This window comes from Sulfurimonas sp. ST-27 (assembly GCF_048081595.1).
GTDB classification, from domain to species: domain Bacteria; phylum Campylobacterota; class Campylobacteria; order Campylobacterales; family Sulfurimonadaceae; genus Sulfurimonas; species Sulfurimonas hydrogeniphila.
In genome coordinates, this window is sequence record NZ_CP182226.1 from 1,615,149 (window position 1) to 1,633,235 (window position 18,087).

Here is an 18,087-nt window from a genome sequence, read left to right on the forward strand (position 1 = left end):
TTTTGGACTGTTTAACTTAACGGGATTTGAAAGGACCCGTAAATAATTATAACATAACTTCTATTGTTGCAAATGCACCTCTTTTTCTTTATAGGCAACCCCTTCATAAACGACCTTGTGATGTGCAATCGCTCCGCTTGATTGTTCCTCTTCAAGTATCAGACCCTCCGGTACCTCTTCTGAGTGAAGCTGTATTGCCGTTTGTTTGAAATTAGGTTCCCCTGACTTTGGACAAAAACTTTCATTAGTCAACGTATTGACAAGCTGTTCATTAAAATGGAACGGGACAAATACCGTGCCTTCGCGTACACTTGATGTCACCCGTACAATAACATCATCAATGCGCCCCCTTGGAGATGAAAGACTCATTCTGTCACCGCTTTTTACTTTGAGTTTGACCGCATCTTTTGGATTTATGTCCACCCAGGCTTCAGGAGCCAAATTGTCAAGAATTGCTATATCTCTTGTTTTTGTTCGTGTATGCCACTGCTCAACTGTCCTTCCAGTGTTTAAAATAACGGGAAACTCAGGGCTTACAGGCTCTGCCATCGGATGCCATTGCACACATACAAGTTTTGCTTTTTTATCGGATGTTCTAAAAGGAATATCTTTGGTGTAGAGTCTTTTACTCCCTTTTGGGAACTGTTCGTTACATGGCCATTGAATCCCGCCCAACTCTTCTATAAGCTCATAACTCATACCGCTGTAGTCACACAACTGTCCTTTTGAGACTTTTTTCCACTCCTCAAAAGCATCACGAGGCTGGCTCCAGTTTGGAAAAAGCATTTCATTCACACCTTCAAAATATTTTGAAAATTCAAGAATGATATCAAAATCACTTTTTGCCTCACCTATGGGTTCTACTGCTTTGTTCGCCTTGTTACAGCGACGTTCAGAATTCGTATAAACACCTTCTTTCTCACCCCAGGTCGCAGCAGCGAAAACAACATCTGCTATTTGTGCCGTATCGCCTAAAAAAGCATCCTGCACGACCAGCAAATCAAGTTTTTTCAGTGTTTTTCGCAGTTTGTCCTGATTGACAAAACTAACCAGCGGATTTGTCGCCGTTATCCAAAGCGCTTTTATCTCACCTCTGTCTATGGCATCAATAATTTCGGCATATTTATAGCCACGTTCACGCGGAATAATTTCCTGAGGAACATTGACAATTTCCGCATATTCTTTTAAAGCCTTTTCATCCCCAAAGTTTCTGTATCCCGGAAGAGATGAAGTGAACCCTGTCTCACGTGTTCCCATCGCATTACACTGCCCTGTTATACTAAAAGGCCCCGTTCCCTCTCGACCGATATGCCCTGTCAAAAGATGCAGATTGATGATGGCACTGACAGTATCTGTTCCCATAAAAGACTGGTTCACACCCATTGTCCAACCGGTGATAACACTTTTACTTGAGACAAATTCACGTGCGAGTTCATACAGGGTTTTGACATCAATGCCTGTAATGTTTGCCACCTCCTGGGGCGGATAATCCTGCAAATGTTTTTTCAGCTCTTTGTATCCGTTTGTATTTGCTTTTATATAACCTTCATCTTCCCATCCCTGCTCCATCACAATGTAAGCCAGACCGTTGTAAAGCGCCAGATCTGTACGCGGTTTTACAGGCACATACACATCTGCCATTTGGGATGTTTTCGAGGCCCTGGGGTCTATAACGATGACTTTCTTTTTTGGGTTTTTGTTTACATGTAAGGTAAGTATCGGATGATTGTCCGCAATATTGGCTCCCACCAAAAAAATAGTATCGGCAAGTGCAAAATCTTCATATGAGCTTGTCGGACCGTCACTGCCAAGAGACTGTTTGTAACCCATAACAGCAGATGCCATACACAAGGTTGTATTGCCGTCATAATTATTTGTGCGAAGACCAAGCTGGACAAATTTACCCAAAGTGTAAAATTCTTCTGTCAAAAACTGCCCTGTGCCAATGACAGCAACGGCTTTGTTTCCGTGTTCTTTTTGAATTCTCTTAAATTCACTGCTTACTTTCGTGAAGGCTTCATCCCAAGTTGCAGGTTTCAGCTCACCGTTTTGTTTTATCAACGGGGTTTGAATTCTATGGGGAGAGTTAAGCATTTGATGTTCACTCAAACCTTTTGGACAGAGTGTTCCCTGATTGACAAAATGTTTTGGATTGCCTTTTGTGTAAACAGCTTTACCGTCTTTGACACCGATGTAAAGTCCACAGCCGACCCCGCAGTATCCACAGGTTGAAAAGACCCATTTATCGGGTTTTTTTGCATCGGCTATCATGCCGAATGTTTCATCATGTGAGAGTTTGTATTTCTCTTCTTTTATATCAAACCCTAAAAAATCTTTTAATTTACTTATCATCGTTGTTTCCCTACAAAAAATCCACCTGCCATTCCAAGAGGAACAACCGTGGTATAAAATAAAAATCTATCACTTATTTCACTCACAAAGGCAATAATGATTGCCAAAAAAAGCATCACAGAAGCCGTTATATGTAACGAAGCGCTTACAAAGACCAAAGTAAACAGCGGCAGTACCACACCACCGAGTATCAACGTGGCGAAACGAATCATTTTGAGCTTATGAAAATTTTCATTTAAAAGTCTTTTTGTCCGTTGCAGTTGGTATGCATTCTCTTTGACATCAAGTGTTCTTATATCTTCATAAGAGAAAAAAAGCTGTGCCAAAGCACCGAGCATACCCAAGGTTGTCAAAGGAATAATCGCTTCATGCACGCTTGATACAGAGCTGATAAATGCAACCAAAAAGATTCCGATATATGCCACACCGAAGAACTTGAAATTCGTTGTAATCCTGTTCCAGGAAGGACGGGCACGAATACGGTAAATCATACTTTGTGCATAAATTCCATAGATTCCCACAGCTAAAGTCAGTGCTTCAAGGAACAAACGCAATATATTGGAGATATCGAAAAAGTATGTTGCCACTACGGCACTCATAAGCCCTGTAAAAACACCCAAAGCCAAAGCCTCGCGGGAGAGCCACGAGGTTTTTATATTTTTCATGGCTGTCATCGCCAAAAACGGACGCCCAAGGTGCAAGGCTGAGAGAGGCAGCCCGATTGCCGCGGGAAGCATCACAAGCAGTGCCATAATCCAGTTGGTACTCTCAAATCCGAACAGACTCATAAAGTCTCCTAAAAAGAGCGCCAAAAACCCACCGAGTGAAATTTGCGTCAAAACTGTCATAAAAACAAGAGGCAGTTCTTTATGTGCAGGTTTTAAGATGTGTTCATCCATCTCTTTCATATCATCCGGCAGATTCTCGGGAAGCGTGTAGCGCGTTGTAGAATTTGTTATGCGTGCATCCGGCAAAAACGGCATGTTTGCCTGTTCGTCTATGTCACGTTCCAGCCACTCTTTGACATTGACAACCTCAATCTCAATAGCTCCTGCAGGACAGGCCTGCACACAGGCAGGAGACTCTCCGACATCAAGCCGTTCATGACACATATGACATTTTGTAACAATATTTCTCTCTTCATGAAAAACAGGAACACCGTACGGGCAGTTCCATGTGCAGTACTGACAGCCGATACAGGTATCGTCATCATGCACGACTATGCCTGTTTCGGCTATCTTTATATATGATTCCGTCGGACAGCCTGTGAGACATTCAGGATCTATACAGTGATTGCAACTCATAGAATTGAGCATCTGGGTAAAAGCCGGAAAATCTCCGCCTTCCATCTCCCCGACACGACGCCATTTTATATCGGCAGGATTGTTGTTTTGTTCGTTACAGGCAACTTCACAGCACCGACACCCGACACAGGCAACAGCATCAAAATGAAAACGGTACTGTTCCCCCTCTTTTAACGGCGGTATATCTATAGAGTAATTCCCACATTGCATCCCTGTATCGGCTTTATACTCTATAAAATTTTCTAAAGGTGTCTGCATGTAAGGTATCTCCATATAATAGTGATGAAATTATACTCTATACAAATGAATATTTTTATAATTCTTTGTTTAATTTTTAATCATCACCTTCCATATCCTCTTTGTCCATAACTGCCCCGACAATAAGCAATCCTATGACAAAAAGGCTTACTGCTCCAATAAAAAAATAGTGCATTAGCGTTTTCCTTTGTCTTTGGCCAGCGCCAAAAACTCTTTGCGTTCATCAACAGATCCAAAGGCAGAATTTTGAAAAAAAAGTGTATCATGCAGGCTTTGCACCAAAATCCCGTTTTCAAGTTCTATTATCCTTGTAATTTCTTCCCAGGGAATACGCTTTTTATCTTTATGCAAGCCTTCTGTATCAATAATAAAATGCACTTGTGTATCTTGAGGCATATTTTTTTTGTAAAAATTTAACAACATTCTTTTTCGCAGAAACCATCTTCCAAAATACCAGTAAAAGACCAAAAAGGTTGAAAGATACAAAATACCGTAACTTTCATGCTTCAAAGCACCGACAATACCAAACTGCACCAAAGCGACAAAAAACCAGCCTATATATCTTTTGGCAGAATGACGCATATCATAATCATAAAAAAGCTTGCTTGTCTGCAGCGCCAGTTCTTTGTTCCAAATATAATCAACACTGATTGTTTTAGACATGTTCTTCACACTCATGAATCAATAAGTCCTCTTTTTTGATACACTCTTTTTCTTCCAGTGCTTCCAAGAGTTGTAATGTCTGCAGATAAAGCATTTCGTAACGCTGTTTGTTTTTTGCATACAGTCTGCTCTGCTTTTTACCATACCAGTAGGCAAAAGCAACAGAGGAGGCAAAGAGTGTATATATCCACCATTGCCACGCTTTGAGATTTAGCAATACTATAAAATACTGCACAGAAAAAAGAACAAAAAACTCAATGGAAAAAATGATGACAAGCGTGGCACTCTGTTCAAAATCAAGTGTATATTTTTCCAAGACACGCAATTTTGCCAGATTTTCATTAAAGGTTTGCGCTTCTTGTTTGCATTCATCTTTGAGATTTTGCACATTGATATCTTTGAGATGGATATTGCTCAAATTGTATTCGACATTTGTCTGCATGTAATCTTGCAGAATTTCCGGATTTTTCTCTAATGTCTGAAGAATTTCTTCTTCATCTACTCTGTTTTTCCCGGCAATTCTTTGCACATCCTGCAAAACCAAATCGTACAGTCCTATAGTCTTGATTTCACGTGCAACTCGGTCTAAGTTTATCAACTGTTTTTTCCTATTATTTTAATCTCTTACTGAATAAATTCTAAATCTTAAAACTTTCCAAACATGACTATTATGTTTGCAATCTGTTCGGAACCCGTACTTTAATACGGGCTTTGTATCTGTAAAGACTAAGCCCTGTCTGAATTCCGAAAAAAATATGAAACTTTTACTGCGCAAATGCCGGATCATCTGCCGGTTCCAACTCTTCTTCTATCCCATAAGAAGCCGTTGCATCTTTTGCAGGCAAAAATATACCGATTAAGCCTTTGATACCCACACTCATAATAATATTGTATAAGAATACTGCCCAGGCGACAAGCAGCATCGTTCCAAAAATAGCGGCAAATATCATGTCTGGATTAAACTGCCCATCCACATAAAGGTGACGACGGAGCATCCCGTCAAGTCCTGCCATTCCCATAAATGCGCCCATACCGATACCGCCAATAAGATGCAGCCAAAAATGTGTATTTGCCAGTTTGTGAGAATAGAGTTTTGTGTTGTTTGTTACCAATGGCCATAAAACATACAGCGCCGAATAGAGTGTCATATACAATCCGACAATCAAAGCAATATGCACATGCGCACCGATAATCCACTGTGTATTGTGCAACACTCTGTTCATCCCCATATCTGCCTGGATAATTGCAGCAGGCACAGCCAGACCAAACCCTACAAGTCCGCCGAGAAGATATTTTAGTTCCATAGTCATTTTCAGAGGACGGGCCTTCCAAAGTGTCACAAGGGTAATAAAGAGTGCCAGTCCCTGGGTCAGCAGTTCAAAGGCAGTCACCATCTCACCGGAGATAAGTTTCATCATTTCAGGTTGTCCCTGATCACCAAGAAGGTGATGCGACCAGACCATCCAGGAAACCAAAAGCTCAAGCATTAACGCCGCACGGGCAACATTTTCCATAAAAAGCTTTTGTCCGGTGATTAATGTGGCAAGCAAATACCACGAACCTGCCACATAAATCAGAACCAGACCATCCGCAACCAAATCAAGCCCCCACCAAAAAAAGTTCTTGTACAAAAGGGCATCAATCGCCGTGACATCAAGTGCATGTCCGCTTGCATCAAAAACCAAATAAACCAGGATTAAAATACCTGCACCCAAAATCACCAGTGCATCCAAGAAAGTATCTACCGTACCGCGGAAGATTGCCACAACAGGAAGTGCCAAAGCCGGCTCTTTTGTATAAGGCTGTTTTCCTCTCAGCTTGTTGATAAGATTTAAAAATCCGTCTATACCAAATCCTGAGATTAAAAGTTCTTTTGTTGTCTTGTTTTTATGAATACCTACCCGCGCAAAAATTGTTGCATATATATTGTAGATAAAGCCTAAAGTTCCAACCATAATTAATGCTACACCCAGAATAAAGACAATACCGCCAATAACATTAAACTGGTGTGTATCGGCAGGAAGCGGCCAGTACAATGTATATAACGGTGCATACTGCCATACAAATGCGGCTATCCATGCCAAAGCAGTCCCTAAAGTAATCAATATCCAGGTCCAGTTGGCAAGTTTTACACTGTAAAGCGGTTTTTTCGTAAGATATGGCACCAAAAAGGTAAAAGCACCAAAGACCAGCTGATAGGTCGAACCGAATATACCGACAATCGGGTGTACCGTCATGATGGAAAAGAAATGTTCCGGATGAAAAAACTGCTCAGGCAGAGGATTGAGCGGCACATGCCCGACCTCAACCATTCTCATAATCATACCCTCCAAAGCGACCAGTCCGTAAAATAAAAATGCCATAACAACCGGTCTGAGTGTTACCTTTTGCAAAGCATTTAAGCCTTTATGGTCAAAATTTGTACCATTTATTAATGTATTTATATAACTCATTGAATGCCTCCATTATCTTTACAGCCTACGACTTTAACGAAATCTTTCACCAGCATTAAATCTTTACCGTCTTCGCTGTACTGTCTGGGTCCGGAATATTCAGTGGATGTTAAATCAAAAACACCGTTATGATTAAATGTCCATAAAATATCATTGGAGTCCAAGATACCGTTGACATCCGTGCCGGGATTGACCTGCATCTGCATCACCATGGAACCGTCTTGACGAAAGAGTCCAAACCCATACACCAGATCTCTGCTGTGTACATCAAACTCAACCGTTTGTCCACACTGTATAACTATCTGTTTTGGCAAACCCAGCCACTTATGATTTTTAATCTCAAATTCATACTTTGCATCCGGTTTGATGTTATGTCTGTCAATATCCTGTGACACCCACGGAATTGTATTGTATGTAAAAATATGGTGTCCCACACCGCCTGCAACCAAAAATGCCATATACCAGTAAAATGGAATACGAAAAACTGACTTGGCATCTTTTTTTGTCAGGTTATACCCAAACCATGCAACAACAGAAATAATCATTGCAGCATATATAGAGTAAGCAACCCAGTGAAAAGACAACAATTCAGCCGAATTTGTAAATGTCATGATAATGCTCTCCTTAAATTTTCACAAATTGTATAAAAAACGAGAATTGATAAAATTGATATATATCAAGAAAATCACTCTTTAATATGAAAATTGTATAATTTCTAATCTTTTGAAAATTCTAAATTGATTACTTTTTAATCAATAATATTTTTAAATCGGAAATATTTTTCACTATAATTACACTATTAAATTTCATTGGAGAATGTATAATATGGCAAGTTTTAAAGCCCTCAAAGGTCAAGGCGATGCAAAAACACTTTTTGCAGCTTTTCTTTATTTTGATTTTAGCTTTATGGTCTGGACCATGCTAGGCCCATTGGCAACAGAAATCAGTGAATCATTGGCAATGCACGGATTTATAATGAGTGCCTCACAAAAAGCCACACTGCTTTCTATTCCGATTTTGACAGGAGCACTGCTTCGTATTGTACTTGGATTCGGTGTTGATAAATTCGGTGCGAAAAAAACAGCGCTTATGAGTCAGGCAGTTGTTATATCTGTGCTGTTTTACGCCTATTTCAGAGGAGAGACCATTACCTATAATGAACTCCTGATTGTAGCTGTCGGTCTCGGATTTGCAGGTGCTTCTTTTGCGGTTGCATTGCCACAGGCAGGACAGTGGTATCCGCCAAAACTGCAGGGAGTCGTTTTGGGAATTGCAGGTGCCGGCAATATTGGTGTTGTTGTTGACTTTATGTTTGCTCCAAAAATAGCAGAACTTTGGGGGTGGCAGGCAGTCTTTTTAGTTGGTGGAGCATTATCAACCTTAATCTTTGTAACATACATCTTTTTGGCAAAAGATGCACCAAAAGAGGTTTACACGCCCCGTCCTAAAAAACTCAAAGATTATGCCAAACTCTTACGTGACAGAGACACTTGGTGGTTTAACCTCTTTTATGCAGTAAGCTTTGGAGGATTTGTCGGATTTGCAGGATATATGAAAGTTTATCTTATGAACACCTATCAAGCCGATATGAGTAGTTTTGGACTCAGTGTATTTAATGAACCCAATGTTAAAGTCATTGCCGGTTATTTTGGAGCGCTTACAATTTTTGCCGGTGCAGTCTTGAGACCTGTCGGTGGTGCTGTTGCAGATAAAATGGGTGGTGTCAAATCACTTTATATCTTTTTTGGTATTGTAGCCGCATTGGCAATTGTAAATGCAACTGTTACTCTGCCGTTTTGGGTTGCAATTGCAGTACTCTTTGCAATAATGGCAAACCTTGGCATGGCGAACGGGGCAGTTTTTCAACTTGTGCCTCAGCGATTTGGCAAAGATATTGGAATCATGACGGGGATTATCGGTGCAGCCGGCGGACTCGGGGGTACAGCCCTTATTAAAACGCTTGGATGGTCAAAAGGTGCCTTTGACGGCTATTCGGCTGGTTTTATTATATTTGCCGGTGTTGTACTTGTAGCTATCATGGGAATAAGTTTGGTAAAAACACGATGGAGAACAACCTGGGGCGTTGCAGCCGGCGGAAGAATATAAATGAGAAAATGGAGAATATTTTGCAATTACAAGTATTAGAAAAAGCATATGAAGCTAGAAGTAAAAAAGTTAATAAAATCGAAACAGTCAAAAACCTTAAAAATCCTATGGAGGCTTTTGAAAAGATAACAGAGTATGCACGAAAGGGATATGATGCAATTGAGGATGAAGACAAAAAATATTTTCTGAAATGTTTTGGAATCTTTGACAAAGACGGTCTCACGCCGAAGCAGTTTATGATGAGAGTCAGAGTTGCAGGGGGACACCTCAACGCAATTCAGGCAAAAAAAATCGGAGAAATTGCAAAAAATTTCGGTCAGGATTATATTGATATCACAACCAGAGCACAAATTGAACTTCGTTTTTTAAATATCGAAGATATGCCTGCTGTTTTAAACGGACTTGAAGAAGTTGGACTCACCTCCTACCAGACAGGTGTGGACAACTTTAGAAATATCGTCACAGACCCATTTGACAAAGACGGTTTTGACAATGTGCTTCCTTCGTATGATTTACTTAAAAAAATCGAAAAAACATTTTTAAAAAATCCGGATTGGATCTCAACACTGCCAAGAAAATTCAATACCGGGATTTCAGGCTCCCTCGCAAACAGATGTAATGTTTTTGGACATGACTGTTCTCTCGTACTTGCACAAAAAGACGGAGTATACGGTTACAATATGTTTCTTGGCGGCAGAGTCGGTATGATTGCAAAAAATGCAGACATATTTTTGGCAAACGAAGAAGAAGTTTTACAGGCTTACGGTGCACTTATAGCAATCTTTCAAAAGTATGGTTTCCGTGACAACAGAAACAAAAACAGACTGCACTTTCTCATTGAGGCTGTCGGCATGGCTGAAATTTCTGCAGCCATTCGTGATGTTGCAGGCGTAAATTTTGCCACCGCCGGTGACACAATGACACAAATAGATCCTGTAGACTCAGAACACGGAAAAATCCAACTACGCGATGGTTCGTTTGGAGTCCAGGTTATCGTACCTTCGGGAATATTTACAGGAAGCGATCTCATAAAAGTATCTGAATTAAGCCAAATACACGGCAATCAAGAAATCAGATTCAGTGTTGAACAAAATATCTACATATTAGGCGTCAAAGATGCGGCTGCACTTTTAGAAGATTCTTTTTTCACTAAATACAAAAATATAAACACGCCTTACTTTAACAACCTTGTCGCCTGTGCAGGAACCAAGCATTGTGCTTTTGGCGTTATTGAGAACAAAGAAGATGCTATCGAAATGGCTGAGTACTTAAGTACTGCAGTGCCTCTTGAGTCAGGAAGAGTACGAATGTACTGGTCGGCCTGTGTCAAAGGCTGCGGAACACATGAGATAGGAGATATCGGGTTTGAGGGCTGCAAAGCAAAAGTAAACGGACAGACCCAAGACGGTGTTCATATAACTATAGGCGGAAAAATCGTCAGTGAAGGAAAAAACGGTTATACCGTTATTAAATCTGCTCCATTGAAATTTTCTAAATATTTTGTTGAAACACTTGTAGCAGAGTATAAAAAACTGCGTTTAAAGAATGAATCCTTTGAAGCATTTCATGACAGGGTTTTATCACAATATTCTCATGCATATATAGGTTTTTACATGCAACTGCAAGCATATTTACGGGCAAAAAACATTGATATTAATTTAAATATCAATAAAATTCCAAAAACAGGACATATTGAAGAGTTTGAACTTTTTGAACTTGGCCGTAAGCTCTATTTTGCCCTCTCCAAACAAGAACCGTATACGGCATACAACAGATTTACAAATGAAAATCCAAGAGAAAAACTGATACCTCTCAATAAAATAGTTTCCGATATTGATAAGAACATCAATGAACTTGTTTTTAAGATGCTGGATGTTGAAGCAAAAAGAGCCGTTGTTTTTTCTGAATTGCTTCCATTAATCAGCTTGGCTGACAATGATTAAAAATTAATCATTATAAACCTATTAAGTATACAGATTTAAGCTATACTTATTAAATAAAATTATAAGGAATTCATATGAGTTATGTAAAACCAGAGATAGTTGTAGATGGAATGGTAACAGCCGGAGTATACAAATCAGGATTGGGTGTAAAAGATTTATTGATACGCGGTTCCCTTGCGGGTGCTCTTCTTGGGGTTGCTACAACCCTGGCTATTGTTGCTTCTACACAGACACATCTGCCTATTGTCGGAGCGCTTATTTTCCCTGTCGGTTTTGTTATGATTGTTTTGCTGGGATTGGAGCTTGTCACCGGAAGTTTTGCTTTATTGACGACATCTTTGTTTGACAAAAAAATCGGGTTCGCAAAACTCTCTGTAAACTGGTTCTGGGTCTTTACAGGAAATCTGCTGGGCAGCCTGCTTTTTGCAGCTCTTTACAGCCTGGTTGCTACAAAATTCGGACATGTGGAATCATCTCCTATCATAGACATGATTAAGCATATTGCAGAAGCAAAAACAATCGGATATGAAAAAATAGGTGCAGACGGTATCTATACCGTCTTTTTAAAAGCTGTTTTTTGTAACTGGATGGTGTCTTTGGGTGTCGTTATGGCATTGACAGCTACAACAACAATAGGAAAAATTGCAGCTATGTGGCTCCCGATTCTTACTTTCTTTGGACAGGGGTTTGAACACGCCGTTGTAAATATGTTTGTTATTCCTGCAGGCATAATGCTTGGTGCAAATGTAAGTGTGTCACAGTGGTGGCTGTGGAATGAAATTCCGGTAACTTTGGGAAATATTGTTGGCGGAGCGATTTGTACAGGTATGGCTTTATATTACACACATAGAAAAAATCAGGCATAAAAACTCTTTAAAATAAATACCGTTTTGCTATAATCTACTTTACATGTAAAGGGGCAATATGGCAAAAGGTAATATTAAAACTTCCGGGTTCTCACTTGCAAAGACCAAAGAACTGACCGGAGATGATTTTTATGATATGGCAACTATCGGCAACCTGAGTGTTGCCATAGTCTGTGATGGTGTCGGCAGTGCCGAAGAAGGTGCCCAAGCAGCAAAAAGAGTGACTTCCTATCTTATAAACAACTTTAAGATTCGCCCAAAGTCATGGTCAATCGAAAAATCTATAAAAACATTTATCAATTCCATAAATACAATTCTTTATAAAGAATCACAACTCAATTATGAACGCAGTGAACTTATCACAACCCTTGCTCTCGTTGTTATAGAAGGAAACCGTTTATACGGCGTAAATGTCGGAGACAGCAGAGTATATCTCCTCAGAGATGCTTCACTGACACAGCTCTCATCTGACCATGCCATGCAAGAAGAAGGATATGAAAATGTCCTGACGCAGGCTATTGGTATCAGTGAGGATGTAGAACCCTACTATTTTGAAAATATTATTCAGAAAAATGATAAAATTCTCCTTTGCAGCGATGGTTTGTACAATGTGCTTTCTGAAAATGAAATAAAAGACAATATTTCAAAAGGAGCTATTGCTCTTGTCAAGCGAGCAAGTAACCATACAAAAGACCATCTTCCTGATGATACAACAGCAGTTGTGTTGGAAGTACTCAATGCTGATGAGATAGAGATACTCAAACAGCAAAAACTGGATATTCCACGGTCACTCAAAGCAGGTCAGACCATAGACGGCTATAAACTTGAAAAACCTCTCATACAAAACGAAAGGACCTGGCTGGCCAGCAAAAAGACAAAGCAATACGTCATTAAATTTGCACCGGTTGAATCCAAAGAAGATAATCAGATCTTAGATCTGTTTGTCAAAGAAGCATGGAATGCCAAACGTCTCAAAGCAAAGTTTTTCCCAAAGGCTGTCATTCCAAAAAACAGAAGTGCCCGATACTATGTTATGCAGCTCTTTGATGGAGAAGATTTAAATAATTACCTGGCATCACACTTACATGTAACGATAGATGATGCTGTGGAACTTGCGCAAACACTTTTAAACATGTCTCAGTTTTTACTTAAATATGATCTTGTACACGGTGATATCAAGCCAAACAATATCATGATTGCCAAAATTGACGATGATAATACAGAATACAAGGTTATTGATTTTGGCAGTATTACAGAGATATTTTCAGAAGAGTCCCGCGCCGGTACACCGAGTTTTTTGGCACCTGAACGATTTCAAGGCGAGTCCATAAGTGAAACAAGCGAAATTTTTGCCATTGGTGTGACACTCTATTTAAGTCTTACGGGGAAATACCCTTACGGCGAGATAGAACCCTTTCAAAACCCGACATTCAAAGAAGCCAAAAAACCGAGTTATTACAATTCAAATATACCTGATTGGCTTGACAGTGTTATCATGCGTGCTATTGCACTTCAAAAAGACCAAAGGTATGAGCATTACTCTGAGATGAAATATGAACTTACACATCCGCAGAAGGTAAAACCCTACTTTATTAAAAATGCACCACTCATTGAAAAATCACCCTTACTCTTTTATAAGAGGGCTTTTACTATAATGACAGTTATAAACTTTATACTTATCTATTTGGTATTAAAATAAAGGGCATCCCTAAAAGGAAATTTATGAACTGGTTCCACTTTTTCCGGCCAAAGTCCTATTGTTCAAAAAGCTTTGGAAGAGGTATTCATGCAGATATCGCAGAAAATGAAGAAGAACTCTTTAACAAAGCCTACGAAGCCTTTGAAAAAAAAGAAATTTTAAATGCCTATACATTCTTTTTCAACTCTCTGATGAATTACAAAAACGGTCTTCCCAATCAAAATATTATACTCACCCGGGAAAAGGAGTCTTTGAAGTTTATCCTGTATCAAGGCAGTGCAAAGATCAACGGCTTCACAACAAACAAAAAACTCTACGCCGAAGTGACTATGGTCAAGGCAAAAAATGCAAATGTTGCACTCAAACGCTACGCACTTGAAAGAAATTACCAGTTTACCTATGTAAATTACTGCAGTGACGGCGACCATATTAAATTAAAACTCAGTCTTGACAATATTACTATGACCCCCAAGAAAGCTTTTTATCCTTTAAGAGAACTGGCACTGAATGCAGATTACGACAAAGAACACATGCTTAGTGAATTCGAACAAAAAGAGTTAGAGGACATCGGCCACATTCAAAAACTTGACACTGCCGAGTTACATGTAAAGTATAAGTATTTACATATTTGGACAGAAGAGCTTAATGCAAAAATACAGACATTGCCGGCAGAGGACAGTATAGGTATGCAGGCATTTCTATATCTAAACTTTTTATTTAAAATTGACTATCTTTTGGTACCAAAGTCTAAAATCTATCAAAAAATGACAAAAAAACTTCAAAATTATTTTGCAGATGAAGAAGCACTGCCAGAAGTAAAAAATGCGGAACTTGCAAAATATATTTTAAGTCTTGAAAAGCTTGATTTTGATGACTTCAGTCAAAACTTTTATGAAGCCAAATACACATTCAGCCAAATTGAAAAAAGTTCTTATGATGAGTTTGTTGACTTTATAGAAGAATCACTTATAAAGCTCAGATGGTACAAAAACAACCGCCATCCTCAAATCATACCAACCATTTACAGTTATATAGCCTTGTATGCTCTGTATAACTACGGATTGAACCCTGCGGCCAGAAAATTACTCCATATTTATATTTGTGTCATTTATGCTGAGTATATGAATGCGCTGGGATGCAAAGGATATTATGATACGCAAAAGAACCAGTTTTTAGAAAGTGAGATAATCTCTCAAATTGACGAAACAGTTTCCAGATACAGACATCAGTATAAACTACTGAGCGCTTTTGGTGATGAACTTGATTTCAGTTCACTCAATGATTTTTCAAACAGTTACTTCAGTGCATTAAAAAATCTGGATTTTCATGAGGCCTAGCAAATGAATACGCAAACTCTTTTAGAAACCTACATTGAAAACATTATACAGATAATGACACCCTATGGCAGCGGAACAGGTTTTATTATAGATAATCTTATTATTACAAATTCGCATGTATGTTCGGGGCTGAGAGAAGTTGTAATCAAAGCAGAGCACTTTGAGCGAAGTATTGCAAAAGTTATTTATGATGACCCCTATTATGATTTGGCATTTATAAAATATGAATTCAAACAACCAAAAAACCCGCTTAAACTTGCCAAAACCAACGTAGAAAACGGTGATACCACCATAGCCATTGGACACCCTTACGGTCTTAATTATACAGCGACAGAGGGAATTGTTTCCCGTGCAGCCAGACTTATGGGAGATCTTGAATATATTCAGATTGATGCTGCCATTAACCCGGGAAACAGCGGGGGTCCTCTGTTAAATGACAAAGGGGAAGTTACAGGAGTCAATACTTTCATTATTCAAAATGCAAATAATCTGGGTTTTGCACTCCCTGTACATTATCTTCAAGATGCACTCACCGCTTTTAAACAACTCGGAGTAGAAAATGTCATTAAATGCCCTTCGTGCAAAAATCTTATCCAAGAAAAAGATATAAAAAATGACTACTGCCCAAAATGTGGAGCAGAACTTGAAATAGCCAGACTCAGACGAAAAGGCTACACACCTATAGGCCCGACAAAACTCATAGAAGATATACTGGAGTCCCTGGGCATAAATGTTACCCTGGCAAGAAGAAGCCAATCATCCTGGAGAATAGACAAGGGAACTGCAAGAATCAATATAAACTATTATGAAAACGGCATTATTATAGGAGATGCCAAGCTTTGCGGTATTCCCAAAGAAAACATTGAAAAGATGTATGATTTTTTGCTCCAGGAGAACAACAAACTCTCCTATTTACAGTTTTCTATCAATGAAAACAGCGTATATCTTTCCTATCTGGTTGTAGACTCCTCCTTAACAAAAGAAGAAGGAAAAACTGCAATAGAAAAGTTAATCAAAGATGCAAATAAGTATGATAATATTCTCATAAACAAATACGGTGCTCTGCGACAGAAAAAAGACACTGAGGACTAAAGGAAAACATAGATGACAAAATTTTTACAATTTGATTGTGACTTGGATACTTTTATAGAAGAACTGCAAAAACATCTCAATAAAAATAACAAAAAGATAGAAACCTTACTTGGGCAAAAAGAAAAAACCTATGCAAACTTTGTCAAACCACTGGAGATGATGGATGAGTATCTTGAACAGTTTTTTACACCCCTGTCTCATCTCAATGCGGTAAACAACTCTGAAAAAACACAAAAGGTCTATACAGAAGCACTCCCTCTTATTACAGAGTATTCGACACAGCTTTCACAAAACATTGAAATATACAATGCATATAAAGAAATAATGCAAAAAGAACAAACATCCCTCAACAGTGAACAAAAAAGAGTTTTAGCATTAAATATTTTACATTTTGAATTAAGCGGTGCCCATCTAGATAAAAAAACAAAACAGAGGCTCCAGGAAATAAACTTGAAAAAAAGTGAACTTTCCAATAACTTTTCTCAAAACCTGCTTGATGCAACAAATGCCTACGAATATATAATTACTGATGAAGCAGATATAGAAGGTTTGCCAAAAAGTGAAATAGAAAATGCCAAATTTGAAGACGATGGCGTTGTAAAATATAAATTGACACTGCAAATGCCATCATACATAACCTATATGACCTATGGAAAGAACAGAGCAATTCGAGAGGAACTCTACCGTGCCTATGTTTCACGCGCACCCCAGAATGCAAAAATAATTGATGAACTGTTGGCACTGCGACAGGAGATGAGTCAGCTTTTAGGGTTCAAAAACTATGCAGAACTTTCTCTTGCTACAAAAATGGCCGAAGATACAAAAAGTGTTTTAGGGTTTTTAGAAAATTTACTTGAAAATTCAATTCCCCAGGCAAAAAATGAACTGCAGGAACTTCAAAATATCGCTCCACACAAACTGGAGAGTCATGATACCTCTTACTATGCAGAAATATTAAAAAAAGAGCAATATGACATAGATGAAGAGGAGTATCGCCCTTATTTTGAACAAAAAAATGTTATTGCAGGGATGTTTACTTTCTTGGATAAGCTTTTTAATGTTACATGTAAACAGGTGAAAGAAAAATTGTGGCATGAAAAAGCCTATGCCTATGATGTGTATGAAAATGACATACTCAAAGCCCGTATCTATCTTGATTTAGAAGCAAGAGAATCAAAACGGGGCGGAGCATGGATGCATAACTGGCAAACACACTGCATAGATGAAGCAGGCAAAAAACAGCTGGCCTCAGCCTTTATAGTATGCAGTTTTCCTCCATCAAATGATACAAATCCTTCACTGCTTCGTCATGATGATGTTGTCACTCTTTTTCATGAAACAGGACATACTTTGCATCATATCCTGAGTGAAGTAAATGAAAATGAAGTAAGCGGTGTCAATGGAGTAGAATGGGATGCTGTTGAATTTCCGTCTCAGTTTTTAGAAAATTTTGCTTATGAGCCTCAGGTTCTCAAAATATTTGCAAAACACTATGAAACAAATGAAACTATTTCAGATGAAATGATAGATAAACTCGTAAAAAGTAAAAACTTTTTATCTGCAATGGGTATGCTCAGACAATTGGAATTTTCACTCTTTGATTTTAAACTGCATACTAAAGTTTACAAGGGAGATGAAGTGCAAAATCTGCTTGACACCATACGAGAAAAAACCGCACTGATAAAACCACCAAAATACAACAAGTTCCAAAACGGATTTTCACATATATTTTCAGGTGGGTATGCTGCAGGATACTACAGCTACAAATGGGCCGAAGTTCTGAGTGCAGATACTTTTTACACCGTAGTAGATGAAAATATTTTCAATTCCCCTACAGCAAAAAAATATCAAAATATCATTTTACACCGTGGCGGTTCACAAAGTATGCAAGAACTTTTTCATGAACTGATGGGCAGAGATGCCGATACAACGCAACTATTAAGACTCAACGGTATAATAAAGTGAGAGTATTCTTTCTTTTAACTCTGCTTATCACATTAATGTATGGAGAAAC

13 protein-coding genes are annotated in these 18,087 nt (G+C 38.7%); 7 read left to right on the plus strand and 6 right to left on the minus strand.

Annotated features, from left to right (window positions below):
- Positions 1–60: 60 nt before the first annotated feature.
- From ACM66U_RS08575 to ACM66U_RS08600, 6 genes are all read right to left on the minus strand, one after another.
- The gene (locus tag ACM66U_RS08575) at positions 61–2,352 is read right to left on the minus strand and encodes a molybdopterin oxidoreductase family protein (RefSeq protein WP_151899886.1); all 2,292 of its coding nucleotides are present in this window, start codon (positions 2,350–2,352) and stop codon (positions 61–63) included.
- Positions 2,349–3,914, minus strand: a complete 1,566-nt coding sequence (locus ACM66U_RS08580; RefSeq protein ID WP_418640540.1) for a DmsC/YnfH family molybdoenzyme membrane anchor subunit — start codon at positions 3,912–3,914, stop codon at positions 2,349–2,351. The genes ACM66U_RS08575 and ACM66U_RS08580 overlap by 4 nt, the downstream gene beginning before the upstream one ends.
- Before the next feature lie 174 nt (positions 3,915–4,088).
- Positions 4,089–4,577: a hypothetical protein gene (locus ACM66U_RS08585; protein WP_151899884.1), complete on the minus strand. Its 489-nt coding sequence runs from the start codon at positions 4,575–4,577 to the stop codon at positions 4,089–4,091.
- Entirely contained in the window at positions 4,570–5,175 is a 606-nt protein-coding gene (locus ACM66U_RS08590) for a hypothetical protein (RefSeq protein ID WP_151899883.1), read from the minus strand. The genes ACM66U_RS08585 and ACM66U_RS08590 overlap by 8 nt, the downstream gene beginning before the upstream one ends.
- A 166-nt stretch (positions 5,176–5,341) precedes the next feature.
- Positions 5,342–7,030, minus strand: coding sequence for a cbb3-type cytochrome c oxidase subunit I (locus ACM66U_RS08595; protein ID WP_151899882.1), 1,689 nt, complete (start codon positions 7,028–7,030; stop codon positions 5,342–5,344).
- Positions 7,027–7,641, minus strand: coding sequence for a hypothetical protein (locus ACM66U_RS08600; RefSeq protein WP_151899881.1), 615 nt, complete (start codon positions 7,639–7,641; stop codon positions 7,027–7,029). The genes ACM66U_RS08595 and ACM66U_RS08600 overlap by 4 nt, the downstream gene beginning before the upstream one ends.
- Positions 7,642–7,855: 214 nt before the next feature.
- Here ACM66U_RS08600 and ACM66U_RS08605 point away from each other — a divergent pair, with 214 nt between their 5' ends.
- The 7 genes from ACM66U_RS08605 to ACM66U_RS08635 all read left to right on the plus strand — a co-directional run bounded on the left by ACM66U_RS08605 (position 7,856) and on the right by ACM66U_RS08635 (position 18,038).
- The gene (locus ACM66U_RS08605; RefSeq protein WP_418640541.1) at positions 7,856–9,136 is read left to right on the plus strand and encodes an MFS transporter; all 1,281 of its coding nucleotides are present in this window, start codon (positions 7,856–7,858) and stop codon (positions 9,134–9,136) included.
- A gap of 20 nt (positions 9,137–9,156) precedes the next feature.
- Entirely contained in the window at positions 9,157–11,079 is a 1,923-nt protein-coding gene (locus ACM66U_RS08610; RefSeq protein ID WP_346389025.1) for a ferredoxin--nitrite reductase, read from the plus strand.
- A gap of 74 nt (positions 11,080–11,153) precedes the next feature.
- Positions 11,154–11,945: a formate/nitrite transporter family protein gene (locus ACM66U_RS08615; RefSeq protein ID WP_418640542.1), complete on the plus strand. Its 792-nt coding sequence runs from the start codon at positions 11,154–11,156 to the stop codon at positions 11,943–11,945.
- Positions 11,946–12,003: 58 nt separating this feature from the next.
- On the plus strand, positions 12,004–13,644 hold the full coding sequence (locus ACM66U_RS08620; RefSeq protein WP_346389026.1) for a protein kinase domain-containing protein: 1,641 nt from the start codon (positions 12,004–12,006) through the stop codon (positions 13,642–13,644).
- 23 nt (positions 13,645–13,667) lie between these two features.
- Positions 13,668–14,981 carry a hypothetical protein gene (locus tag ACM66U_RS08625; RefSeq protein WP_151899876.1) on the plus strand — a complete coding sequence of 438 codons (1,314 nt, stop codon included), beginning with the start codon at positions 13,668–13,670 and terminating at the stop codon, positions 14,979–14,981.
- Between the two features lie 3 nt (positions 14,982–14,984).
- Entirely contained in the window at positions 14,985–16,073 is a 1,089-nt protein-coding gene (locus tag ACM66U_RS08630; protein WP_151899875.1) for a trypsin-like peptidase domain-containing protein, read from the plus strand.
- A 12-nt stretch (positions 16,074–16,085) separates the two neighbouring features.
- The gene (locus ACM66U_RS08635) at positions 16,086–18,038 is read left to right on the plus strand and encodes a M3 family metallopeptidase (RefSeq protein WP_418640543.1); all 1,953 of its coding nucleotides are present in this window, start codon (positions 16,086–16,088) and stop codon (positions 18,036–18,038) included.
- Positions 18,039–18,087 lie beyond the last annotated feature (49 nt).